General features: G+C 70.6%; 19 protein-coding genes. 8 read left to right on the top strand and 11 right to left on the bottom strand.

Going from position 1 to position 21,771, the window contains the following annotated elements:
- Positions 1-157: 157 nt before the first annotated feature.
- A complete protein-coding gene (locus RBS60_RS00730) occupies positions 158-904 on the bottom strand; it encodes a permease (protein WP_307955598.1) in 747 nt (248 codons plus the stop codon).
- A gap of 191 nt (positions 905-1,095) precedes the next feature.
- Between RBS60_RS00730 and RBS60_RS00725 the strand changes: the two genes are divergently transcribed.
- A complete protein-coding gene (locus tag RBS60_RS00725) occupies positions 1,096-1,791 on the top strand; it encodes a response regulator transcription factor (RefSeq protein ID WP_307955597.1) in 696 nt (231 codons plus the stop codon).
- 27 nt (positions 1,792-1,818) lie between these two features.
- Here the strand turns inward: RBS60_RS00725 and RBS60_RS00720 are convergent, their stop codons facing one another.
- Complete coding sequence (locus RBS60_RS00720; RefSeq protein ID WP_307955596.1) at positions 1,819-2,574, bottom strand: GntR family transcriptional regulator; 756 nt, start codon at positions 2,572-2,574, stop codon at positions 1,819-1,821.
- A 346-nt stretch (positions 2,575-2,920) separates the two neighbouring features.
- Here RBS60_RS00720 and mshD point away from each other — a divergent pair, with 346 nt between their 5' ends.
- The 7 genes from mshD to asd all read left to right on the top strand — a co-directional run bounded on the left by mshD (position 2,921) and on the right by asd (position 10,596).
- The gene (gene mshD, locus RBS60_RS00715; RefSeq protein ID WP_307955595.1) at positions 2,921-3,922 is read left to right on the top strand and encodes a mycothiol synthase; all 1,002 of its coding nucleotides are present in this window, start codon (positions 2,921-2,923) and stop codon (positions 3,920-3,922) included.
- A gap of 60 nt (positions 3,923-3,982) precedes the next feature.
- On the top strand, positions 3,983-6,346 hold the full coding sequence (locus RBS60_RS00710) for an RNA degradosome polyphosphate kinase (RefSeq protein ID WP_307955594.1): 2,364 nt from the start codon (positions 3,983-3,985) through the stop codon (positions 6,344-6,346).
- Positions 6,343-7,320, top strand: a complete 978-nt coding sequence (locus RBS60_RS00705; RefSeq protein ID WP_307955980.1) for an NUDIX hydrolase — start codon at positions 6,343-6,345, stop codon at positions 7,318-7,320. Before RBS60_RS00710 ends, RBS60_RS00705 begins: the two co-directional genes overlap by 4 nt.
- 14 nt (positions 7,321-7,334) lie before the next feature.
- Positions 7,335-8,153, top strand: coding sequence for a thymidylate synthase (locus RBS60_RS00700; RefSeq protein ID WP_307955593.1), 819 nt, complete (start codon positions 7,335-7,337; stop codon positions 8,151-8,153).
- Between the two features lie 8 nt (positions 8,154-8,161).
- Positions 8,162-8,701 (top strand): dihydrofolate reductase, encoded by a 540-nt coding sequence (locus RBS60_RS00695; protein ID WP_307955592.1) that lies wholly within the window; start codon positions 8,162-8,164, stop codon positions 8,699-8,701.
- Positions 8,698-9,336, top strand: coding sequence for a hypothetical protein (locus RBS60_RS00690; protein ID WP_307955591.1), 639 nt, complete (start codon positions 8,698-8,700; stop codon positions 9,334-9,336). The genes RBS60_RS00695 and RBS60_RS00690 overlap by 4 nt, the downstream gene beginning before the upstream one ends.
- A 120-nt stretch (positions 9,337-9,456) precedes the next feature.
- Entirely contained in the window at positions 9,457-10,596 is a 1,140-nt protein-coding gene (asd, locus tag RBS60_RS00685) for an aspartate-semialdehyde dehydrogenase (RefSeq protein WP_307955590.1), read from the top strand.
- Between the two features lie 229 nt (positions 10,597-10,825).
- Here the strand turns inward: asd and RBS60_RS00680 are convergent, their stop codons facing one another.
- The 9 genes from RBS60_RS00680 to RBS60_RS00640 all read right to left on the bottom strand — a co-directional run bounded on the left by RBS60_RS00680 (position 10,826) and on the right by RBS60_RS00640 (position 21,771).
- Positions 10,826-11,782 (bottom strand): type IV toxin-antitoxin system AbiEi family antitoxin domain-containing protein, encoded by a 957-nt coding sequence (locus RBS60_RS00680; RefSeq protein WP_307955589.1) that lies wholly within the window; start codon positions 11,780-11,782, stop codon positions 10,826-10,828.
- A gap of 92 nt (positions 11,783-11,874) precedes the next feature.
- On the bottom strand, positions 11,875-12,999 hold the full coding sequence (locus tag RBS60_RS00675) for a winged helix DNA-binding domain-containing protein (RefSeq protein ID WP_307955588.1): 1,125 nt from the start codon (positions 12,997-12,999) through the stop codon (positions 11,875-11,877).
- A 137-nt stretch (positions 13,000-13,136) separates the two neighbouring features.
- Complete coding sequence (locus RBS60_RS00670) at positions 13,137-14,363, bottom strand: acetyl-CoA C-acetyltransferase (RefSeq protein WP_307955587.1); 1,227 nt, start codon at positions 14,361-14,363, stop codon at positions 13,137-13,139.
- On the bottom strand, positions 14,360-16,054 hold the full coding sequence (locus RBS60_RS00665; RefSeq protein ID WP_307955586.1) for an AMP-binding protein: 1,695 nt from the start codon (positions 16,052-16,054) through the stop codon (positions 14,360-14,362). The genes RBS60_RS00670 and RBS60_RS00665 overlap by 4 nt, the downstream gene beginning before the upstream one ends.
- A gap of 9 nt (positions 16,055-16,063) precedes the next feature.
- Positions 16,064-17,245 carry an acyl-CoA dehydrogenase family protein gene (locus RBS60_RS00660; RefSeq protein ID WP_307955585.1) on the bottom strand — a complete coding sequence of 394 codons (1,182 nt, stop codon included), beginning with the start codon at positions 17,243-17,245 and terminating at the stop codon, positions 16,064-16,066.
- Positions 17,246-17,270: 25 nt separating this feature from the next.
- Positions 17,271-18,443: a 3-hydroxyacyl-CoA dehydrogenase NAD-binding domain-containing protein gene (locus tag RBS60_RS00655; RefSeq protein WP_307955584.1), complete on the bottom strand. Its 1,173-nt coding sequence runs from the start codon at positions 18,441-18,443 to the stop codon at positions 17,271-17,273.
- Positions 18,444-18,530: 87 nt separating this feature from the next.
- Entirely contained in the window at positions 18,531-19,235 is a 705-nt protein-coding gene (locus RBS60_RS00650; protein WP_307955583.1) for a helix-turn-helix domain-containing protein, read from the bottom strand.
- A complete protein-coding gene (locus RBS60_RS00645; protein WP_307955582.1) occupies positions 19,232-20,296 on the bottom strand; it encodes a UDP-N-acetylmuramate dehydrogenase in 1,065 nt (354 codons plus the stop codon). The genes RBS60_RS00650 and RBS60_RS00645 overlap by 4 nt, the downstream gene beginning before the upstream one ends.
- A 164-nt stretch (positions 20,297-20,460) precedes the next feature.
- On the bottom strand, positions 20,461-21,771 hold the full coding sequence (locus tag RBS60_RS00640; protein WP_307955581.1) for an MFS transporter: 1,311 nt from the start codon (positions 21,769-21,771) through the stop codon (positions 20,461-20,463).

Genomic DNA, 21,771 nt, shown 5'->3' with positions numbered 1-21,771 from the left:
AGCGCTGGCCCTTGAACAGCTTCCAGACCACGAGGCCAGCGAACCAGGCCATGGCGACCGAGGCGACAGCAAGAAGGACGATGAAGAAGATCTCGAAGGCAACAACGCTCATAGCGCCATCGTAACGCGTTCCCGGGCAGTGCTTGCCCGGCCTGCGTCACACCACGAGCATGCGGTCCATGAAGTAGGCGATGGCTCCCACCGCAAAGGCTGGCGCGAGCCCGAGCGCCACGAACCCCAGGGCCGCGACCCTGTCCGGGCGGGTGCTGTTGAGCGCGCGGAAGGCCGCGAGGACGGCGCCGATCACGACACCGGCGATGGTCGCCGGCAGCACGGTGATGTCCGCGAAGACGAGACCGGCGAGGGGTGCCGCGAGGCCGGAGAACACGATGGCAAGCGGCCCGACGATCGTGTCCGGCCAGCGGATCATCCCGATCAGGAGCGCGACCACGGTGGTGATCGCCGCGACGAGGAGCATGGATCCCGCCCCGGTGAGGCGCGCCGTCGCGATCCACCCTGCACCGAGGCCGCACAGGAGAACCCCGGCGCTCGTACCGAAGGCCGACTCGAGGCGGTGGCTCTGCCCCGTGCCCCGGATGAGCTGGACCACGACGGCGGCCATGACGCCCGCGGCGATGGCGAGCGGCGTCCATGCGAGGTACTCGGGGCCGGGCACGAAGGCCGCGGCAGCCGCCGAGGCGACCCCCGCGAGCGCGACCACGGCGCCGTTGGTCTTCTTGGCGGGGATGCCCAGGAAATGCGGCCAGCCGAAGCCGACGACGACGGCGACCACGGCCACTGAGATGAACTGGGCCACGGTTCCGCCCATGCTCGACCCGACAGCCACCCCAATTCCCGCGATCGCCACGGCCCCGCTCGCCACGGAACGCGTCCAGGCCTTCACATTGCCCTCCCGTGCGCTGCCCTCAGGTCAGTGTTAGTCACCCTGCCATCCTCCCTCACTGCCTCCCACGCTGCCGCCCGCATTGCCGCCCCCAATGTGACGCATGCCCCGGAAATGCGGGCTGTCCGCCTATAATTGGGCGTCATAGGTACCCTGCCCGATGCCGTGCAGACATCTCTTCGGGAGGAACCATGTCGCACATCCTGCTCCTGACAAACGCCACGGGCTCGTCGGTCGACATCCTTCCGGCGCTTGAGCTGCTCAACCACCGCGTCCACATCCTGCCTGCCGAGCCCACGGCGCTGCTCGACGCAGACCCCTCGGACGTCATCTTCCTCGACGCGCGCAGGGACCTCGTGGGGTCGCGCTCGCTCACCCAGCTCTTGAGGGCCACCGGCCTCGCCGCCCCGCTCATCCTGATCCTCACCGAGGGCGGCATGGCCGCCGTGTCCTCTGCGTGGGCGGTCGACGACGTCGTGCTCGACTCCGCGGGTCCGGCCGAGGTCGAGGCGCGCATCCGGCTCGCCGTCTCCCGCGCGTCGACCGTCGAGGAGCCCGAGACTGAGATCCGCGCGGCCGGCGTCGTGATCGACGAGGCGAGCTATACCGCCAAGGTCAACGGTGCGGCGCTCAATCTGACGTTCAAGGAATTCGAGCTCCTCAAGTACCTCGCCCAGCACCCAGGGCGCGTGTTCACGCGCCAGCAGCTGCTCACCGAGGTGTGGGGCTACGACTACTACGGCGGCACCCGCACCGTTGACGTCCACGTGCGGCGGCTGCGCGCGAAGCTGGGCACCGACCACGAGGGGCTCATCGGAACCGTGCGCAACGTCGGCTACCGCCTCACCCTGACCCGGCTGCCCGAGGATGAGCTCAGCGAGGCCTGAGCCCCAGCCCGCCCAGTCCACGCCTCATCAGGCCCGCTGCCCCGTCAGTGGCACTGGTCCGCGCACGCGGTTCTCAATGCTGAAGTTCGTCAGAGTCGGAAGGTAGCGGTCATCGGAGTACTCGACCGGCCGCCCGCCGGAATCGTAGGTGGTCCGGCGCTCGCGCAGCAGCGGCGCCCCGATGTCGACGCCGAGGAGCTGGGCGTCCGCGGTCGACGCGGCGATGGCATCGACCGTATGGTGCGCGCTCTCTAGCCAGATCCCGCGCTCGCCCAGGAACTCCACGATCGACTCGGTTCCGGCATGCGAGTCGGCGAGGTACCGGCCCACATCCAGCACGAACGAGCTGCGTTCGAGCATCGCGGCCTCGCCGTCGAGGAGACGCAGGCGGAGGATGTTGACAACGAAGGCTCCGTCCGGCAGCTCGAGGGCACAGCAGGCCTCGGCGCTCGCCTCCCGCCGGGCGGCCTCGAGCGTGCGCTGGCCGGGGTTCAGGTTCTCCTGCCGTGCCCACTCGGCGAACGGCAGGAACGTCGAGAGGGGCTGGGACTTGGCCCCCGACCGCACGGTAGGCCGCCGTCCGCGGCCCCCGAAGAGCAGTCCCTCGTCGCGCAGCGATGTGAGGGCCTGCCGCACGGTGCCCCGGGAGACGCCGAATTCGCTGCTCAGGGCAGCTTCGCTCGGCAGGCTCGTGCCGGCGCGCCACCGCCCGGTCGAGATCCGGCTGCGCAGTTCGGCCTCGAGCTTCCGGTGCAGCGGCGGCGGACCGGGCTGTGAGGACATGGTTCGAGCGTACAAGCGGAGATCCTGCCTGCCGCCTGAAATCAAGCGGCCCCGAGGTGAACACTCGCCGAATACTGCAGGCCTCGGCTGGCATCACCGCGGCTGGAGACGGACACAGGGCCCCGCACGGTGTGCGGGGCCCTGTGTCCCTCTGAGATTCGCCTGCAACTCGTCTGGGAATCGTGGAGGACATACGGGTCGAACGTATCGAGGCCACCCCACTGGTGGATCCCCCCTGCCCGTCGACTGGCCAGTCGGCTGGTCGGCGGCAGATGTCGACTGTACCTGAGACCCGGCGCGCGGGCAAACTCCTGCCGATTCGCGCGCCGTTCGCTAGCCTTTCCCCATGACCAGCGCATACCCGCAGGATTGGCCAGTCACCGTCGTCGAGGGACGCGTGCCCAAAGCCCTGTGGGCCGAGATCCGGGACCTGCTGGAGGCCGCCGAGGACGCGGACGGCAATCCGTCCCTCTCCGAGCAGACCACGGTGCTCCTGAAGTCCCCGGACACCCGTGCGGAGGAGATCCTGACGGTTGCGGTGCATGCCCTCGACGACACCTCGGGATCCTCTGCCCCCGAGGACCTCGCGGGTCTCGCCGCGATCGCCTTCGGGCCCGACGGCTCAGGGGTCGTTGAGCTGGCCGTCCATCCCACCTACCGCAATCAGGGTGTGGGAACCAGGCTCGTCGAGGCGATCCGTGACGTGCGGGCGGAAGCCGGACTCGCGGGCCTCAAGGCCTGGTCGCACGGCAACCACGAGGCCGCGGCGGAGCTCGCGGCCATGTATGGGTTCACGCCGGAGCGCGAGCTGTGGAAGATGGTGCTGGTCCGCCGGCGCCACGAGGACACGCCGGCACTGTCGCCAGGGGTCAGGATCCGGGCCTTCGAGCCGGGGCGCGATGAGGAGGCCTGGCTCGACGCCAACCGCTCGGCCTTCGCCCACCACCCGGAACAGGGGCAGCTTCGGCGCAGCGACCTCGAGGCGCGCATGGCCGAGGACTGGTTCGATCCCGAGGGCTTCTTCCTCGCCGTCGACGAGTCGGACCATCTCCTCGGCTTCCACTGGACCAAGGTCCACCCCGCCCATGGCGAGCACCGTGCCCTCGGCGAGGTCTACGCCGTCGGCGTCGTGCCCGAAGCGCAGGGACGGGGCCTCGGTCGGGCCCTCACGCTCCACGGCATCGACTACCTCCACTCGCTCGGGCTGGGCACCATCATGCTGTACACCGACGCGGACAACCGCCCCGCCGTCGCGATGTACCGCAGGCTCGGCTTCACGGTGTGGGACAAGGACGTCCTGTACAGCACCGCCGACCCCGGGGGCAGGCCAACCGTACAGGTCCGCTAGGTAGGGTTGGCCATTAGGGTTGGCCCCAGACAGGCCACACACCGGCTCTGGAGAGGAACCATGACTGAAGCCGCACGGGACCAGAGCACCACGACCTCTGAGCCCCACTCGCCCACGGCTGTCGCCGAATGTTCGACGCACGACGGCGCCGCCTCGCCAGCCGCCGGAGCAGCGGAACCTGCCGCCGCGCCGTCGTCCGGGACGACCAGCCCCAGGGCCGCCCGCACCGCGCCGGTGTTCGGATCCTCCGAGGTGCCCGCGGCGCGCGCCACCGAGGACCGCTTCTACATCCCCGAGACCGCCCCGAGCCCCACTCCCGACGGCGAGCACGGCACGGACCGCTTCCTCGACCGCGAACTGAGCTGGCTCGCCTTCAACGCGCGCGTCCTCGAGCTCGCCGAGGACCCCGACCTGTTCCTCCTCGAGCGGGTCAACTTCCTCTCGATCTTCGCCTCGAACCTCGATGAGTTCTTCATGGTCCGGGTCGCGGGGCTCAAGCGCCGCATCGCCACCGGGCTCGCTGTCCCCTCCCCCGCCGGTCTGAGCCCGCACGAGGTCCTCGAGCAAATTTCCGAGGCCGCCCACGTGCTCCAGGAGCGCCACTGCAAGGCGTTCGCCGAGCAGATCCGCCCGGCCCTCGAGGAGTCGGGGATCCGGCTCGTCACGTGGGACGATCTGGGCGAGGCAGAGCACGAGCAGCTGAGCACGATGTTCTCCGAGCAGGTGTTCCCGATCCTCACGCCCCTCGCCGTGGACCCCGCGCATCCGTTCCCCTACATCTCAGGCCTCTCGCTCAACCTTGCGGTGATCGTCCGCAACCCTGTGAGCGACAAAGAGCTGTTCGCTCGGCTCAAGGTGCCGGACCAGCTGCCCCGGCTCATCTCAGTGGACGGCCCCCGCGCCGGGAACCTCCCGCGCCGCGCCGCGCGGTTCATCCCGCTCGAGGACCTCATCGCGGTGCACCTCGACCAGCTGTTCCCGGGCATGGAGGTGCTTGAGCACCACACGTTCCGCGTGACCCGCAACGAGGACCTCGAGGTCGAGGAGGACGACGCCGAGAACCTCCTCCAGGCGCTCGAGAAGGAGCTCCTGCGCCGGCGCTTCGGCCCGCCGGTCCGCCTCGAGGTGACCACGGACATCAGCCCCAACGTCCGGGCGCTGCTCGTGCGCGAGCTCGGGGTCGAGGAGCCAGAGGTGTACTCCCTCCCCGCGCCGCTGGACCTGCGCGGCCTTTCCGTGATCGGCGGGATTGACAGGCCCGAACTGCACTACCCGAAGCAGCTCGCGCACACGTCCCGCTACCTCAACGAATCCGAGACGTCCAAGGCCGCGAACGTGTTCGCGGCCATGCGCCGCCGCGACATCCTCCTCCACCACCCCTACGACTCGTTCTCGACCTCGGTCCAGGCCTTCCTCGAGCAGGCGGCCTCGGACCCGAAGGTCCAGGCCATCAAGCAGACCCTCTACCGCACGTCCGGCGACTCCCCCATCGTCGACGCCCTGATCGATGCGGCCGAAGCGGGCAAGCAGGTCCTTGCGCTCGTGGAGATCAAGGCCCGCTTCGATGAGCAGGCCAACATCTCGTGGGCGCGCAAGCTCGAGCAGGCCGGCGTCCACGTGGTCTACGGGATCGTGGGCCTCAAGACGCACTGCAAGCTCTCGCTCGTGGTGCGCCAGGAGAACGACGGGCTCCGCCGCTACTGCCACATCGGCACCGGCAACTACCACCCGCGCACGGCGCGCTACTACGAGGACCTGGGCCTCCTCACGTGCGACGAGCAGGTGGGCGACGACCTGTCCAGGCTCTTCAACCAGCTCTCCGGCTACGCCCCCAAGTCCACGTTCAAGCGGCTCCTCGTAGCTCCCCGCTCGGTCCGCTCGGGGCTCATCGACCGCATCGAGACGGAGATCCGCAACGCTGGGGCCGGCCTGCGGGCGCGCGTGGTCATCAAGGTCAACTCGATGGTCGATGAGGCCATCATCGACTCGCTCTACCGGGCCTCACAGGCCGGGGTGACGGTGGACATCATCGTCCGAGGCATCTGCGCACTCCGCCCCGGCGTGCCGGGACTGAGCGAGAACATCACGGTCCGCTCGATCCTGGGGCGGTTCCTCGAGCACTCCCGCGTGTTCGCCTTCGCCAACGGCGGCAACCCTGTCGTGTACATCGGCTCCGCCGACATGATGCACCGCAATCTGGACCGCCGAGTCGAGGCCCTCGTGCAGTTGCGGAACCGCGACGACATCTCGGACCTGACCGCGCTGCTCGACCGGTACGTTGCGTCAACCACAGCCTCGTGGCATCTCGACACCGATGGCGGCTGGACCCGCCACCACCTCGACGAGGACGGCAAGCCGCTCGAGGACATCCAGTCCTGGCTCCTCGCCTCGCGCGCACGGCAGCGGCCCGTGAGCCTGCGCTGATGGCAGACACCCCGGTCGAGGACCAGACCGAACATCCCGGCGAGCCGATCGCCGTCCATGCCGCCGGGGCCATTCCCTGGCGTGCGAGCGGCGATCGGCTCGAGGTCCTGATGATCCACCGGCCGCGCTACGACGACTGGTCATGGCCCAAGGGCAAGCTGGACTCCGGAGAGACGCTCCCCGAGTGCGCGGCCCGCGAGGTCCGGGAGGAGATAGGGGCCGACGCGCGGCTCGGCATCCCCCTACCGCCTACCCACTACCGCGTTCCCGTGGGGCTCAAGTCGGTCCGCTACTGGGCCATCCAGATCGAGAAGTCGACGACCATCCGGCCCGACGGCGCAGAGGTTGACCAGACCTACTGGTGCAGCCCCGACGAGGCCGAGCGCCTCCTGACCAACCGCACGGACGTTGCGCCCCTCAAGGCCCTCGTCGATGCGCACCGCAGAGGGCACCTCGCGACGCGTCCGCTCATCCTCCTGCGGCATGCGAAGGCCAAGCCCCGAAGCTCCTGGACCAAGGCCGAGGGGGACCGAACCCTCGCCGCAAGCGGCGTCCGGCAGGCCCAGGCCGTGGGGCGCCTCCTGACCGTATGGAAGCCGGTCCGCGTCGTGACCAGCCCCTGGCGGCGCTGTCTCGACACCGTGCTCCCGTATGTGCGGGCATCCCGCTCGAAGGTCAAGATTCGGCTGGTCGAGGACCTGACCGAGCATGGCGCCGCGAGAAAGCCGCGGAAGGCCGCGGCCGCCGTCGTGAGTCTCTTCGACAAGGGCAAGCCCGCGGTGCTGTGCAGCCACCGGCCGGTCCTCCCGACCCTCCTGCACGAATTCCGGACCTTCCTCGCCCCGGGGCTGGCCTCGGAGCTGCCCACCTCCGATCCGTATCTCACGCCCGGGGAACTCATCGTGTTCCACGTGCCCGTCGAGGGGCGGCAGCGCGTCGTGGCCCTCGAACAGGTGAAGCCCTTCGATGACTGAGTAGGCTGGATGCCATGATCCCGACTCCCTACGAGGACCTCCTGCGCGACGTGCTCGAGAACGGCACCCACAAGGGCGACCGGACCGGCACGGGGACCCGGAGCGTGTTCGGCCGCCAGATCCGCTTCGACCTCGCCGAAGGCTTCCCCCTCATCACCACCAAGCGCGTGCACTTCAAGTCGGTGGCACTTGAGCTCCTGTGGTTCCTGCGCGGCGACTCGAACGTGCGCTGGCTCCAGGAGCAGGGCGTCACCATCTGGGACGAGTGGGCGGACGACGCCGGCGAGCTGGGTCCCGTCTACGGCGTCCAGTGGCGCTCGTGGCCCACGCCGGACGGCGGGCACATCGACCAGATCGCGGCCGTCATGGACTCGCTGCGCACCACCCCGGACTCCCGGCGGCACATCGTCTCGGCGTGGAACGTGGCCGAGATCCCGAGCATGGCCCTGCCGCCGTGCCACGCGCTGTTCCAGTTCTACGTGTCTCCGGGCGCCGAGGGGTCCCCTGCCAAGCTGAGCTGCCAGCTGTACCAGCGCAGCGCCGACATGTTCCTGGGCGTCCCCTTCAACATCGCCTCGTACGCGCTCCTGACCCATATGGTCGCCGAGCAGCTCGGCCTCGGCGTGGGCGACTTCGTCTGGACGGGCGGGGACTGCCACATCTACGACAACCACCTCGAGCAGGTCCACGAACAGCTCACCCGCGACGCCTACCCGTCCCCGCAGCTGAAGTTCGCCCGGACGCCTGAGAGCATCTTCGACTACCGGTACGAGGACTTCGAGGTGCTCGGGTACCAGCACCATCCGGCGATCAAGGCTCGCGTAGCGGTGTGAACAGCCGTATGAACAGAGAGACCACGCGCCGCGAGATCGGGCTGATCTGGGCACAGACCCAGGCGGGCGGCGTGATCGGCAAGGACGGGGCCATGCCGTGGCATGTTCCCGAGGACCTGAAGCACTTCGCGGCCACCACCACCGGGCATCCCGTGGTCATGGGCCGGCGCACGTGGGACTCGATCCCCGACCGGTTCCGGCCTTTCTCGGGCCGCACGAACCTCGTGGTCACGCGCCAGCCCGGGTGGGAGGCCGACGGCGCCGTCGTCGTGCATTCCGTCGAGGCCGCGCTCGCGACGGCCGCCGACTCGCCCGGCGCCGAGCTCGTGTGGGTGATCGGCGGAGGGGAGCTGTTCGCCGAGGCGCTGCCGCTCGCGGAGGTGGCGGTCGTGACGATCCTCGATCTCGACGTGGACGGTGACACGTTTGCGCCGGCGCTCGGCAGCGAGTGGCGACTCGGGGCGGTCCAGCCGGACGACGGCGGGTGGCTCACCTCCCGCACGGGCGTCCCCTACCGGATCGTGGAGTTCCGCAGAGGCTCAACGTGACCGAAGACGCCCCCGCGCCCGAGCAGATCGGCCTTGGATTCGCGGAGGTCCTGGCCCTGCTCGCCTTCCACGGCGGCGAGTCGACGCCCGCGACGGCGGCGCTGCTCGGCGTGGACCACTACGCGAACGTCCCCGATCTGGTCTCCGCCGGGGTATCCTCCCTCGTCGCGCGGAGCTACGCGCACGTGGATGCCCAGGGGGAGCTGAGCGTCGAAGGAGCGGTGGCAGGAATCGCCGTTGCCCTCGGGGCCGCCGAGCGGCGGATGCTCCTGACCCTCGAGTCTCCCGAGTGGTCCGACCGCATTGTGCTGCTCGAGGCACCCGAGGTCGCGGTCCTCGCCCGGCCGCGCGCCTACGGGACCTGGTGGGTGCTTCCCCAGCCCGCGGAACTCCCGGGCGCCGAGGCCACCTTCGCCCTCGTCCGCGGCCACCTCACCGAGCATCCCGAGGGCCGAGTGCTGGTTGAGCGGCACATCGAGGGGCACGGGGTCGCTCTCAGCATCCGTCGCGCGGGCGACGGCGGGTGGATGCTCGGGCAGGCAGTCCCGGGCACCGAGGACATCGCCGAGTTCCCGGCCGACGACGACGCTCTCGTCGTCACGCTCCGCGCCGTCCGCGGGGATCAGGTGGCGTGACCTGACGCGGTGAGGCCGACACACGAGGCGGCCCCGCGCCGTCGAACGTCCGCCTTCCGCGCGCGACGGTGAGATGCGTGCCACAGGCGGGCGGGCGGCATCGCCATTAGAATAGTCCCTATGACTTCTTCGGTAGGCTTCGTCGGCTGGCGCGGCATGGTCGGCTCTGTCCTCATGGAGCGCATGCAGGACGAGGGCGATTTCGCCTCGATTGACCCGGTGTTCTTCTCGACGTCCAATGCGGGCGGCGCGGCGCCGTCCTTCACGGGTTCTGCCGCGGGCGACGCCGGTGCCCTCCAGGACGCGTACGACATCGAGGCGCTGAAGAAGCTTCCGATCATTGTGACCGCTCAGGGCGGGGACTACACCAATCAGGCCCACCCGAAGCTGCGCGCCGCGGGGTGGGACGGCCTGTGGATCGACGCGGCGTCGACGCTGCGCATGAACGAGGATTCGATCATCGTCCTCGACCCGGTGAACCGGACGGTCATCGACGAGGGCCTCGCGTCCGGCGTGAAGGACTTCATCGGCGGCAACTGCACCGTCTCGTGCATGCTCATGGGCCTCGGCGGGCTGTTCCGCAACAACCTCGTCGAGTGGGGCACATCGATGACGTACCAGGCCGCCTCCGGCGGCGGCGCGCGCCACATGCGCGAGCTCCTCACGCAGTTCGGCACGCTCAACGGCGCCGTGGCCGCGGAGCTGTCCGACCCGGCGTCGGCCATCCTCGAGATCGACCGCAAGGTCCTCGCTGCCCAGCGCGGCGGCGTCGATGCGACGCAGTTCGGCGTGCCGCTCGCGGGCTCGCTCATCCCGTGGATCGATGCGGACCTCGGCAACGGCCAGTCCAAGGAGGAGTGGAAGGCCGGGGTCGAGACCAACAAGATCCTCGGCACCGGGGCCGGAGCCGCGATCGAGCCCGTGATCATGGACGGGCTCTGCGTGCGCATCGGCGCCATGCGGTCCCACTCCCAGGCGCTCACGCTCAAGCTGCGCGAGGACCTATCCGTCGCCGAGATCGAGAAGCTCATCGATGCAGACAACGAGTGGGCGCACGTGGTCCCCAACGAGAAGCAGGCCTCGATGGACCAGCTGACCCCCGTCGCGGCGTCGGGCACGCTCGACATCCCCGTGGGCCGGGTCCGCAAGCTCGAGATGGGGCCGGAATACATCTCCGCCTTCACGGTGGGCGACCAGCTCCTCTGGGGCGCGGCCGAGCCGCTGCGCCGCATGCTCAAGATCGCCACCGGGACGCTCTGAGTCTTGCTGCTGAGGCGGCCGGGACCGCATCGGCAGGATGCTGACGCCCAGGAGCGAACCCGCACCGCATCAGCGGCCCTATGCGTCGTGCTGCGCCAGCGCACGAGCGGCCCTACGCCACATCAGCGGCCCTCGACCGCATGGGCGGCCCGGACCCCGGCCGCTCATGCGGTCAAGGGCCGCTCTTGTGTGGCCGGCCGCGAGTCGATCTCAAAGCGTCGGCAACGGCTCAGGCCGTGCGCCGCCGGGCGCGGTCCATCGCGGCTTCGATCCTGCGCCGAACATCGTCCGGCCTCTCAAGATCCGACCAACGAAGCCGGATGAAGATCCAGCCTTGTTCCATGAGCAGGGCCTCCCTGCGCCGCTCGGCCAAGAGCACCGCCGGCGTCGGCTCGTAGTCCATGTACTTCCCCTCGCCGTCGAACTCGATGATGATCATGAGTTCCGGCCAGGCGAAGTCGGCCCGGTATTCCCCCTCCGGTGTGGAGAGCACGAGCTGAACCACTGGCTTCTCGAAGCCGAGCCGCTCGACGAGCACCCGGACGCGCGATTCCCCCGGCGACTCCGTCGCGGATTCGAGCGCATCGAGGACCTTCGACGCGCGGCGCCGCCCACGCGCTGACCCCGCCGCGACGGCCCGCACAATGTCCACGCGGGGCACACCCCGATGGAGCGCGCTGTCCCCAATAACCACCGCTTCCTCGTACGGCAACTGCCGTGCGCAGTCCGCAATCGTCCGCGCCATCGACGTCGCTCTCAGCCGTCGCCCGCGGCGGACCACAACCACGACGTCCTCCGTCGCGAGCTCGAGTCGATGGGACAACGAGTCAGCGCCCCGACTCGTACCGGATCCGGCGTAGCCAACGGCCACATGGACCTCTGGGCCGACATTCCAGACCGAAAGGCCGTGGAGGATTGCCGCGGTGCTCAGACAGTAGACCGCCGAGCCGCCGGTTCCCTCGATGTGCGCATCGACTCGTGCGGCGTCCTTCTCCCACGGCTTGAGACTTGTCCAGCGGTGAAGGGGAATGTAGGCCCCTCGCCTGAGCCTCACAATCACGCCCACTCTGACGGCTCCAGTCAGGAGCCGGTCGTCAATTCCCGCCTGACGGAGCGCTGCTGTCGAAGCCACGTCTCGCGGGGGCCACCTCGGTGCGATCAGGGCCTGAGCGGTGCGCTTGTCCATGTGCCGATCCTCGCCCGGCTCCCACGCCTCTGACAACGGGCCTCGACGCGCCTGTGGATAACCGCGCCGACGGGACACTGAGCGCCCCGCGCCTATCCCGCCCAGTAGGCCTCGATCCGCCTGACTGCCTTGGCCACGCCGGCCGAGGCGGCGGGCCCCAGTTCCTCGAACAGGTCGAGGTCCACTCGGGGCGCTGCGGGCGTACCGCCCTTCGTCCACGTGCCGACAGCCCGGCCGCCCACGGTCACCATCGACTTGAAGATGCCGTTGAGCCCCGGGACGATGCGCTCGAGATAGGGGTCGGGGATCGCCACGGAGCGGTCCGGGTACCCGATCGCCAGCTCATCGAAGCCCGGCAGCACCGCCGCAGCCCGTGCGCCAGCGCGCGAGTCAGCGAGCGCCGCCACGCCGGGGGCACAGAACAGGGTGCGTTCCCCGAACATGACCTCGGCGGACCCCGCTGCGGCCGCCGCGAACGGGCCCCGTACCCGCCCCACAGGCTGGCCGAACCACCACGCGAAGTCCCGTTCGTCCACCGGCCCGTGGGAGGCGATGTACCGGCCGGCGAGGTGCTCGAGCGCGTCGTCGCCCGCGAGGCCCTCCGCCGCCGGGAGCCACTCGTCCGCGAGACGGAACTCCTGCTGCCTCCCGCGCAGCGGACCCTGCACGAGGACGAGGCGGTGACTCAGGATCGAGATGAGGTGGATCCCGCGCTGGGCCGACGCAGGCTGCCCGGCCGCCTCGAACGCCTCGAACAGCTCGGCGCGGGTCAGGCCGCCCCCACCGGCGAGCCGATCCTCGGCGACCTTCCGAACCACCGCGACGTCCTCCTCGGTGATGCCCAGGTCCCGGTGGCGCGACGACGCCGAGCGCATGACGCGTTCCGATGCGAGCCCCACCAGCGTTCGGACGTCCGAAGCGGCGACTGTGAACAGGGTGCCCCGCATGGTCCAGGTCCGCACGATCCCCCCACCGGCGAGGGCCTCCACCACCGCGGCCTCCGAGCACCCCCGCGTCCGCACCGCGACCTGGAGCAGCCCGGCCGGAAGGTTCTGGCTCTGGAGCGCCGTCATGCGGCGCACCGCAGCGACGGGGTCGGCCGCGAGCCCAAGCGCCTCACCCACCGAGGCGACCGGAAGCAGACCCTGCGCGACGAGCCTGAGGCGGGCCAGCGCCGTCGTGCGCAGCTGGCGCCCGGCCGGGTCGGAAAGTCCCATGGCCCCATCATGGCCCGATATGCGGACAGTCGGCGTCCGCAGCCGTCCGGAACTTCTGCGAGTCAACTTCCGGGAGTCACCTTCTGTGGGTCACCTCAGGTGACTTGCAGAAGGTGACCCCAGACGGGGGATGCGGGTCAGCGCTCGAGGAGGAGGGCGTCGCCCTGTCCCCCGCCGCCGCAGAGCGCCACAGCGGCGCGGCCGGAACCGCGGCGGACGAGCTCGTGCACCGCGCTCACCACGGCCCGCGCCCCCGAGGACCCGATCGGGTGCCCGATCGCGATCGCGCCGCCATTGACGTTCACGCGGTCCATCGGCACGCCGAGCAGCGCCGCCGAGTGGGCGGCAACGGTCGCAAACGCCTCGTTGATCTCCACGATGTCGAGATCCCCCGTCGTCCAGCCCTCGCGGGCCAGCGCCGCGGAGATGGCCTTGGCCGGCTTGTCCGGCAGGGTCGTGTCCGGTCCGGCGATCTGACCGTGCGAGCGCACGACGGCGAGCACCTCCAGCGCGCGCCGCTCGGCTTCCGCGCGGGTCGTCAGCACGAGGGCCGAGGCGCCGTCGGAGATGGGCGAGGCGTTGCCTGCAGTGACGGTCCCGTCCGCGGAGAAGGCCGGTCGGAGCCGGGCGAGGGTCTCCGGGGTTGAGTCCGGGCGGATGCCCTCGTCCTCGGTGACCTCGAGCACCGCGCCCTTGCGCTGAGGGACCTTGACGGGCACGATCTCCTGGGCCCAAATCCCCGAGGCAAGCGCTGCCCCGGCGCGGACGTGCGAGGCAGCAGCCACCGCGTCGGCCTCCTCGCGGGTCAGCCCGAGGGCCGCGTTGGCCTTGTCGGTCGCGAGGCCCATGGCCTCGTGGTCGAAGGCGTCGGTGAGTCCGTCATGGGCGGCGGAGTCGAGGAGTTCGAGGGACCCGTACGCGGACCCCGAGCGCGTCCCGGAGAGCAGACGCGGCGCCTGGCTCATGGACTCCTGCCCGCCCGCCACGACCACGGCCGCCTCGCCCAGCCGCAGCATGCGCGCGGCCTCGATGACTGCGGACAGCCCCGAGAGGCACACCTTATTCACCGTGATCGCGGGCGCCGTGAGCGGGATACCGGCGGCGACCGCGGACTGCCGCGCCGGGTTCTGCCCGGCGCCGCCCTGGAGCACGTGGCCCATCACCACGGCGTCGACGTCCTCGGGAGCAAGCCCCGCGCGGCTGAGCGCGCCGGCCATCGCGGTGCCGCCGAGCTCGACGGCCGAGACTGCCGCGAGCTGCCCGAGCAGCTTGCCCTGCGGGGTGCGGGCCGCTCCGACGATGACTACGTCATCGGCACGCCCTCCGGAACGGGCTTCAGGGGAGGGGTTGTGGTTCTCGCTCATCGTGCTCCTTCCGCCGCGAGCGCCGCGAGGGCGCGCAGCTCATGCTTGAGGGTCTTGCCCGTGGAAGTCTTGGGCAGCTCGTCGGTGAAGTGGATCTCGCGCGGGACCTTGAACCCCGCGATCAGCCCACGCACGTGCGCGGCGAGCTCCTCGGCCGCGAGGTCCGAGGCGCGGGCCCGCACCACGAACGCGACCGGCCGCTCGCCCCAGCGCTCGTCCGGCACCCCGATCACGGCGACGTCGAGCACGTCGGGGTGCGAGACGATGGCCTGCTCGACCTCGATCGTCGAGATGTTCTCGCCGCCCGAGATGACGATGTCCTTGGCCCGATCCTTGAGCTGGATGTATCCATCCGGGTGCATGACGCCGAGGTCGCCCGTGTGGAACCAGCCGCCGGCAAACGCGCGCTCGGTGGCTTCGGGATCCCGGTAGTAGCCGAGCATGACATTGTTGCCGCGCAGGACGATCTCGCCGATGGTGTCGCCGTCGGCAGGGACGTCGACCAGGTCGCCGACCGTGCCGATCTCCACGATGCGCGCCGTCTCGGCCTGCACCATGCCCACCCCCTGGCGGGACAGCTTGGCAGCCCGCTCGTCCGCGGACAGCGAATCCCACGCGGGCTGGTATTCGCAGATCGTATACGGCCCGTAGACCTCGGTGAGGCCGTAGACGTGCACCACCGTCACGCCGAGGTCGCTGAGTCTGCGGATGATCGTGGGCGACGGGGGCGCGCCCGCCGTCGTGATCTTGAGCGGGGCGGCGGCGCCCTGTGGCGTCAGCGTGTGGGCCTGCTCCGCGTCCGCGATGATCGAGCACACGGTGGGCGCCCCGCACAGGTGGGTCACACCGTCGTCGAGCGCGGCCCACACCGCGTCCGCGCGGACGGCCCGCAGGCACACGTGCGTGCCCGCAGCCGCGGTGACAGCCCAGGGCGTGCACCAGCCGTTGCAGTGGAACATCGGCAGGGTCCACAGGTAGCGCGTGTCGCCGTCGAAGCCCTGGTGGTGAGACTCGCCGAGCGCGTTGAGGTACGCGCCGCGGTGCGAGTAGAGCACGCCCTTGGGCTTGCCGGTGGTCCCGGACGTGTAGTTGAGCGTGATGGGCGTCTGCTCGTCGTCGACGCCCCAGACCAGGTCCGGCCCATCGGGCGCGCCCGTGAGCAGGTCGGCGTACAGCTCGCGCTGTCCGTGCTCCGCACCGCGCACGACGGCGCCCGAGGCCTCGCGCGCGCCCGTCGCCGCGGCATCGCGCGCCTCGGAATCGCGCGCCTCGGAATCGGGCACCACGATGACCGGCACCTCGGCGGCGGCCCCGCCCAGGTCCGCGACGCCGTCGACCGTTGCCAGCAGCTCGGCGTCGGCGAACAGGAGCGCGGCCTCGGAGTGCTCGAGGATGTACTTCACCTCGTGGGCCGCGAGGCGCGTGTTGAGGGCAACAAGGACCCCGCCCGCGAGCGGGACCGCGAAGTGGGCGATGAGCAGCTCGGGGACGTTGGGCGCGAGGAAGGCCACCCGGTCCCCGGGCTTGATCCGGGCGGCGAGTGCCTTTGCGAGCCGCTGCGCCTCGGCGCCGAATTCGGCGTAGGTGTAGCGGCGGGCGCCGTGCTCGATCGCGGTCTTGTCCGGAAAGACGGCCGCCGAGCGCTCGAGGAAGCGCAGGGGGCTCAGCGGAGTGTGGTTCGCAGCGTGCATCGGTTCCCCCTAGGCGAAGGCGCCGACGCCGGTCACGTCGCGGCCGATCAGCAGGGCCTGGACGCTCTCGGTGCCCTCGTAGGTGTGGATGGACTCGATGTCCATCATGTGCCGGATGACGTGGTTCTCGAGCAGGATGCCGTTGCCGCCGAGCAGGTCCCGGGCCGTGGTGGCGATGAAGCGGGCCTTGCGCGTGTTGTGGTACTTCGCCATGGACGCCTGTGTGGGCCGCATGGTCCCGGCCGCATCGAGTCGCGCGAGGTGGATGCAGTGCAGCTGCATGCTCGTGAGCTCGGCCAGCATCTGGGAGAGGCGGTCCTGCACGAGCTGGAACCTGGCCAGCGGCTTGCCGAACTGGGTCCGCTGGTTCGCGTAGTTCACGGCGGCCTCGTAGCACGCGGTGGCGTGTCCGAGCGCACTCCACGCGACGCCGAGGCGGGTCGCGACGAGGACCGCCGACGTGTCCTTGAACGTCTTCGAGCCCGGGAGCACGTTCTCGGCGGGAATCCGCGCGTCGGTGAGGCGTATGCGGGCCTGGTGGATCGCACGCAGCGAGCCCTTGCCCTCGATGACCTCGGCGTCGTAGCCCTCGGTGTCCTGCTCGATCAGGAAGCCGCGGACGTTGCCATCCTCATCGCGGGCCCACACGACGGTCACGCCGCCCGAGGCGCCGTTGCCGATCCACTTCTTCTCGCCGTTGAGGACCCAGTGGTCGCCGTCGCGGCGGGCCGTGGTCTCAAGGCTGACCGAGTCGGAACCGTGGTCCGGCTCGGTCAGTGCGAACGAGCCGAGCTCCTCGCCGCGGGCGAGCGGGCCGAGCCAGCGCTCCTTCTGCTCGTCGGAGCCGTGGAACGCGATCGAGCGGAGCGCGAGGCCGCCCTGGACCGCCACGATGGTGCCCAGCGAGCCGTCGCCGCGGGAGATCTCCATGTTGACCAGGCCCGCGGCGAGGGGGCTCATGGGCTCCAGGCCGGGTACCTCGATGCCGTCCGCGAGGAGGTTGAGTTCCCCCATGCGCTTGGCCAGGTGCAGCGGGTACTCGGCCCGGTCCCAATACTCGTTCATCTGCGGCAGTGCCTCGTCGATGAACGCGCGGGCGCGGTCCCAGTGGGCGCGGTCCTCGGCCGGGATGCCGGCGAAGACGGCGTAGTAGTCGGTGTCGAGGGCCTCGGAGACGTCGTAGTCAGGCATGCGGTTTCCTTACGGGCTGGGCGGGTTAGCGGGCCAGGAGCGGGGTGATCCCGCCGGCAGGGTAGTTGGCGCCGAGGACCATACAGCGGTCGATATCCTCGGCGGAGGCGACGACGCCCTCAGCGAGCATGATCTCGACCTCCTCGGCGAGAGCGGCGTGGACGCGCTCGAGGACCTGTGCCGGATCGGCGGGGGTGGCGTCCGCCGTCCCGGCCAGCTGCGGAAGGAGGGCGGCCGCCTCGGGTGAGAGGCCGCCGTCGTCCGCAAGCAGGCGCCGAACGCCGGACTCCGCCGCGGCGGCGAGCCACGGGGAGAGCGGGAAGCGCTCGGGGTAGGCCCGGTGCATCGTGGCACAGATGTGCTGCTGGACGGCGGTGCCGATGTAGTCGATGAGCGTCAGCGGGGTCATGGGGAGGTTCCAGGGGGCGAGGGCGCGGTCGACGGCGAGTGGGTCCCCTCCCGCGGCGGCCGTCGCCTCGATCTCACCCAGGATCTCGGCGAAGAGGCGCGTGAGGATCCGGTTCACCACGAACCCGGGGGCATCCGCGACCGGAACGGCCGTCTTGCCGAGCGCCGCGGCGAGGTCCGCGGCGACGGCCATGGCCGCATCCGACGCGACGGGGGTCCGGACCAGCTCGAGGAGCGGCAGGACCGCGACGGGGTTGAAGAAGTGGAAGCCGACAACGCGCTCGGGATGCGCGAGGCCTTCGGCCATGGCCTCAACCGAGAGCGAAGACGTGTTGGTCAGCAGGAGCGCGTCGGGTGCGATGGCGGCCTCGGCCGCAGCGAAGACCTGTCGCTTGACGCTCAGTTCCTCGAACACGGCCTCGATGACGGCGCCGCAGCCCGCGAAGTCGGCGGGATCGGTCGTGCCGGTGATGAGGCCCGCGATCTCCTCGGCCTCGCCGCGCGCGAGGCGGCCCTTGGCCTCGGCGCGCTCGAGCTTCGCACGGATGCCGGTGAGGGCAGCGTCGACGCGCTCGGGAGAGAGGTCGCTCATCGTGACGGGGAGCCGGAGCTGCTGGGCGAAGAGGGTCGCGAGCTGGCTGGCCATGAGGCCTGCACCGATCACGCCGATCGCCGAGACCCGGCGGGCGCCGAGCTCGGCGGACGACGGCGCGGGGCCGGCTTGGGTAGGGGCGTCGGCCTCGACGGGGGCGAGGCCAGCAGTGGACACAGCGTCGGTGATGTGGGGCACACACCAGATGTATCGTGAAACTGAGTCTCAGGTCAAGTGATACGGAGTGTCAGACCTCGATGGACCCGCCAACCACGGTCCGGTCAGTCAGCTGCGCCGCTCGAGGGTCTCCCCGATCCTCCGTGCGATGTCTTCCGGCATGGCCGAGCGTGGGAAGACCGCAACCACGATGTCATCGGGGCTGGAACCCGGACGGCCGCTGCCCGCGCCCGAGGCGACGGGGCCGGCGTCGTGCGCGACGCCGTAGAGCCGGCGGACAGCGTCGAGCTCGTCCCGCAGCCTGGCGGCGTCGAACCCGGCCTCGCCGCGCATTAGCCCACGGAGGCAGTAGTTGTGGGTCGCGATGACGGTCGACGCGAAACGGACGGCATCGAGGGCGGCAATGCCCGGCACGGTGTCGCGGAGGTAGCGCTGGAACAGCCGCTCGTAGCGGAAGGTCGTGACGAGCTCCTTGTCCCGCAGACCGGGCTCGCGGTTGACCACTTGGTAGCGCAGTTGTGCCAGATCGCCAAGGCCCTCGAAGTGCGCGAACACGAGCTCGGCGGCACGGCACACCGCCTTCCACGGGTCCTCGTGCGGTTCGGCGAGGAAAGCCTGCGCCTGCTCGAGGAGGGTGTCGTGATCGGCGAAGACCACATCCTCCTTGGAGCGGAACTGGCGGAAGAACGTGCTGCGGGACAGACCTGCTGCGGCGGCGATCTGGTCCGCGCTCGTTCCCTCGTAGCCATGCTCGGCGTAAAGGCGCACCGCCGCCGCGGCAACCTCTTGGCGGAAGCGGGCCTGCTCGATCACAGCTCGAGCCCGATGAGCAGCGGCTCATTGTGCAGTTCGATGCCGAACCGGGACTTGACCCCGTCCCGCACCTCGCGCGCCAGCGCGAGGAGGTCCTTCGCGGTGGCGTCACCGCGGTTCGTCAGGGCGAGGGTGTGCTTCGTGGACAGGGAGGCGCGTCCGCCCGCGACGCTGCCCGGCTCGAGGCCGTAGCCCTTCGGGAACCCCGCACGGTCGATGAGCCACGCGGCGGAGGTCTTCACGAGCCCGTCCCCCGCCGGGTACCGGGGGGCGTCCTCGGGGAGGGATGCGGCGACGGTGTCCGTCAGCACGGGGTTCGTGAAGAAGGAGCCCGTTGAGTACGTGTCCCGGTCTCCGCGGTCCAGGACCATGCCCTTTGATGCACGCAATCGCAGGACCTCGCGGCGCACGTCCGTCGCATAGGCACGCTGGCCCTGCTCGACGCCGAGGGCCCGCGCAAGCTCGGCGTACCGTACCGGGGCGCTCATGCGGCCCAGCGCGAGCTGGAACTCGACGGTGAGCACCACATAGCGAGGCGATCCGTTGACCGTGGTCTGCTTGAGCAGCGAGTCCCGGTAGGCGAACTTCAGCTCTGAGGGAACGAAGGTCCTTACGGCGTCTGCCTCGCGGTCCCACGCGCGGACCTGCCAGATGGTCTGCGAGACGTCCTGGCCGTAGGCACCGACATTCTGCACGGGCGTGGCGCCCGTCGAGCCGGGGATGCCGGAGAGGGCCTCGACCCCGCTGAACGCGTGGTGCACGGCGTGGTCCACGAACGCATCCCACGGATGCCCGGCCTGGACCTGGACTGAGACCCCGCCGCACGAGTCGGCCGAGTTCACGGCGAGTCCCTCGGAGGCGATCTTCAGGACGGTGCCGGGGTAGCCGTCGTCGGACACGACGAGGTTCGAGCCGCCGGCAATGATCAGCAGCGGTTCGCCCGCCGTGTCCGCGGTGCGGACGGCATCGATGATCTCGGCCTCGGTGCGGGCCACCTCGAAGCGGGCCGCGGGGCCGCCCACGGCGGAGGTGGTCAGGGAGGACAGGAGGGTCGGGCTCACCCGACAAGCTTAGCCGCGCCCCGTTGTGGGGTCTCTGGCGGCGCCTTGTGGGGTCTCTGGCGGCGCCTTGTGGGGTCCCAAGGGGCGCCAGAGACCCCGCAGCGGGTCGCCAGAGACCCCACAACTCACGGCCAGAGACCCCTCAACGGGCGGTGGCGGCGGGGTCAGGCCGATACGGCGCTCACGGTGATACCGGGCCGGCGGGCAGCCTGGCCCGCGAGGACCAGGCTCACGAGCACGAATACCAGCACCGTCAGGAGCGAGTAGCGCACCCCCGTGAATTCGGCAACGAACCCCAGCAGCGGGGGCCCGCAGAGGAACGCGCCATAGCCGATGGTCGAGACGACCGAGACACGCGCCGCGGCGTGCATGGGATCGTCGGCCGCGGCGGACATGCCCACCGGGAAGCCGAGGGAAGCGCCGAGGCCCCACACGACGAGGCCCACGAACGCGAGCCAGAGCGTCGGCGCGAGCACGAACAGTGCGAGACCCACGAGCGCGAGGATCCCACACGCCCGCAGCGCGGGCACCCGGCCGTGCCGGTTCAGGACGGGTGTGCCGAGGAACCGGCCCACGGCCATGGCCACCACGAACACGCTGTAGCCGGTTGCGCCGACTGCCTGGGTGACGCCATAGCCGTCCGCGAGCGCGAGCGCGACCCAGTCTCCCGCCGCGCCCTCGGCCAACGCGAGTCCCAGCACCATGACACCGAGCAGCACGGTGCGCCGGTCCCTCCACGCGGCCGCGACCTGGGCACGGCCGCCCGAAGACTGCACGCCTTCCGCTCCCTGCACGCCTTCGTCTGGCGCGGCGAGCACGGACGACGGCGCGGCGTCCCCGGCGGCCAGCCCGCCGTCGTGGGCAGCGCGGGACGTGGACGCGGCGTCCGCGCGCAGGAATGTCCCCGCCGTGACGACAGTGACGGCAACGATCAGGCCCGCGACCCCCAGATGCCATGCGAGCGGCACGGCCGCAGCGGCGGCCCATGCCCCCACGACGGCGCCCAGCACCGTGCCGATGCTGAACGCGCCATGCAGCTTGGGCATGATGAACTTCCGCAGAGCCCGCTCGACGGCCGCACCCTCGACGTTCGAGGCCGTGTTCCAGCTTGCCGTCCCGAGTCCGATCACCGCGAAGCCGACGGCAGCCGCGATGGGCGAGCGGGCCACGCTCGCGCCGAGCCCCAGCAGGACGAGGCCCGCACCCACGAGGAGGGAGCCGGCCTGGATGGTTCGCGCGGAGCCGAGGCGGATCACGATGAGCCCCGAGACCGAGACCGACGCGAACGAGGCGAGCGTCATGCACAGCAGGAGCAGGCCGACGCCGCCGGGCGTGAGGCCCAGATCCTCCTTCAGGGCAGGGACGCGCGATACCCAGCTCGAGAAGGCGATGCCGCTCGCGCCGTACGCTGCAACGACGGCGAGGCGCCAGCGGCGCACCTCCGGGGACGGAGCAGGCGCGGGGGTCCCGGACAC

The sequence above is a fragment of the Sinomonas sp. ASV486 genome, assembly GCF_030908215.1.
GTDB classification, from domain to species: Bacteria; Actinomycetota; Actinomycetes; order Actinomycetales; family Micrococcaceae; genus Sinomonas; species Sinomonas puerhi.
This window is presented reverse-complemented; position numbering and strand designations above follow the sequence as displayed.

Coding starts and splice junctions, on each gene's coding strand:
- RBS60_RS00725 (WP_307955597.1), top strand. CDS start 1,096: ATGTCGCACATCCTGCTCCTGACAAACGCCACGGGCTCGTCGGTCGAC.
- RBS60_RS00720 (WP_307955596.1), bottom strand. CDS start 2,574: ATGTCCTCACAGCCCGGTCCGCCGCCGCTGCACCGGAAGCTCGAGGCC.
- mshD (WP_307955595.1), top strand. CDS start 2,921: ATGACCAGCGCATACCCGCAGGATTGGCCAGTCACCGTCGTCGAGGGA.
- RBS60_RS00710 (WP_307955594.1), top strand. CDS start 3,983: ATGACTGAAGCCGCACGGGACCAGAGCACCACGACCTCTGAGCCCCAC.
- RBS60_RS00700 (WP_307955593.1), top strand. CDS start 7,335: ATGATCCCGACTCCCTACGAGGACCTCCTGCGCGACGTGCTCGAGAAC.
- RBS60_RS00695 (WP_307955592.1), top strand. CDS start 8,162: ATGAACAGAGAGACCACGCGCCGCGAGATCGGGCTGATCTGGGCACAG.
- asd (WP_307955590.1), top strand. CDS start 9,457: ATGACTTCTTCGGTAGGCTTCGTCGGCTGGCGCGGCATGGTCGGCTCT.
- RBS60_RS00680 (WP_307955589.1), bottom strand. CDS start 11,782: ATGGACAAGCGCACCGCTCAGGCCCTGATCGCACCGAGGTGGCCCCCG.
- RBS60_RS00675 (WP_307955588.1), bottom strand. CDS start 12,999: ATGGGACTTTCCGACCCGGCCGGGCGCCAGCTGCGCACGACGGCGCTG.
- RBS60_RS00670 (WP_307955587.1), bottom strand. CDS start 14,363: ATGAGCGAGAACCACAACCCCTCCCCTGAAGCCCGTTCCGGAGGGCGT.
- RBS60_RS00665 (WP_307955586.1), bottom strand. CDS start 16,054: ATGCACGCTGCGAACCACACTCCGCTGAGCCCCCTGCGCTTCCTCGAG.
- RBS60_RS00660 (WP_307955585.1), bottom strand. CDS start 17,245: ATGCCTGACTACGACGTCTCCGAGGCCCTCGACACCGACTACTACGCC.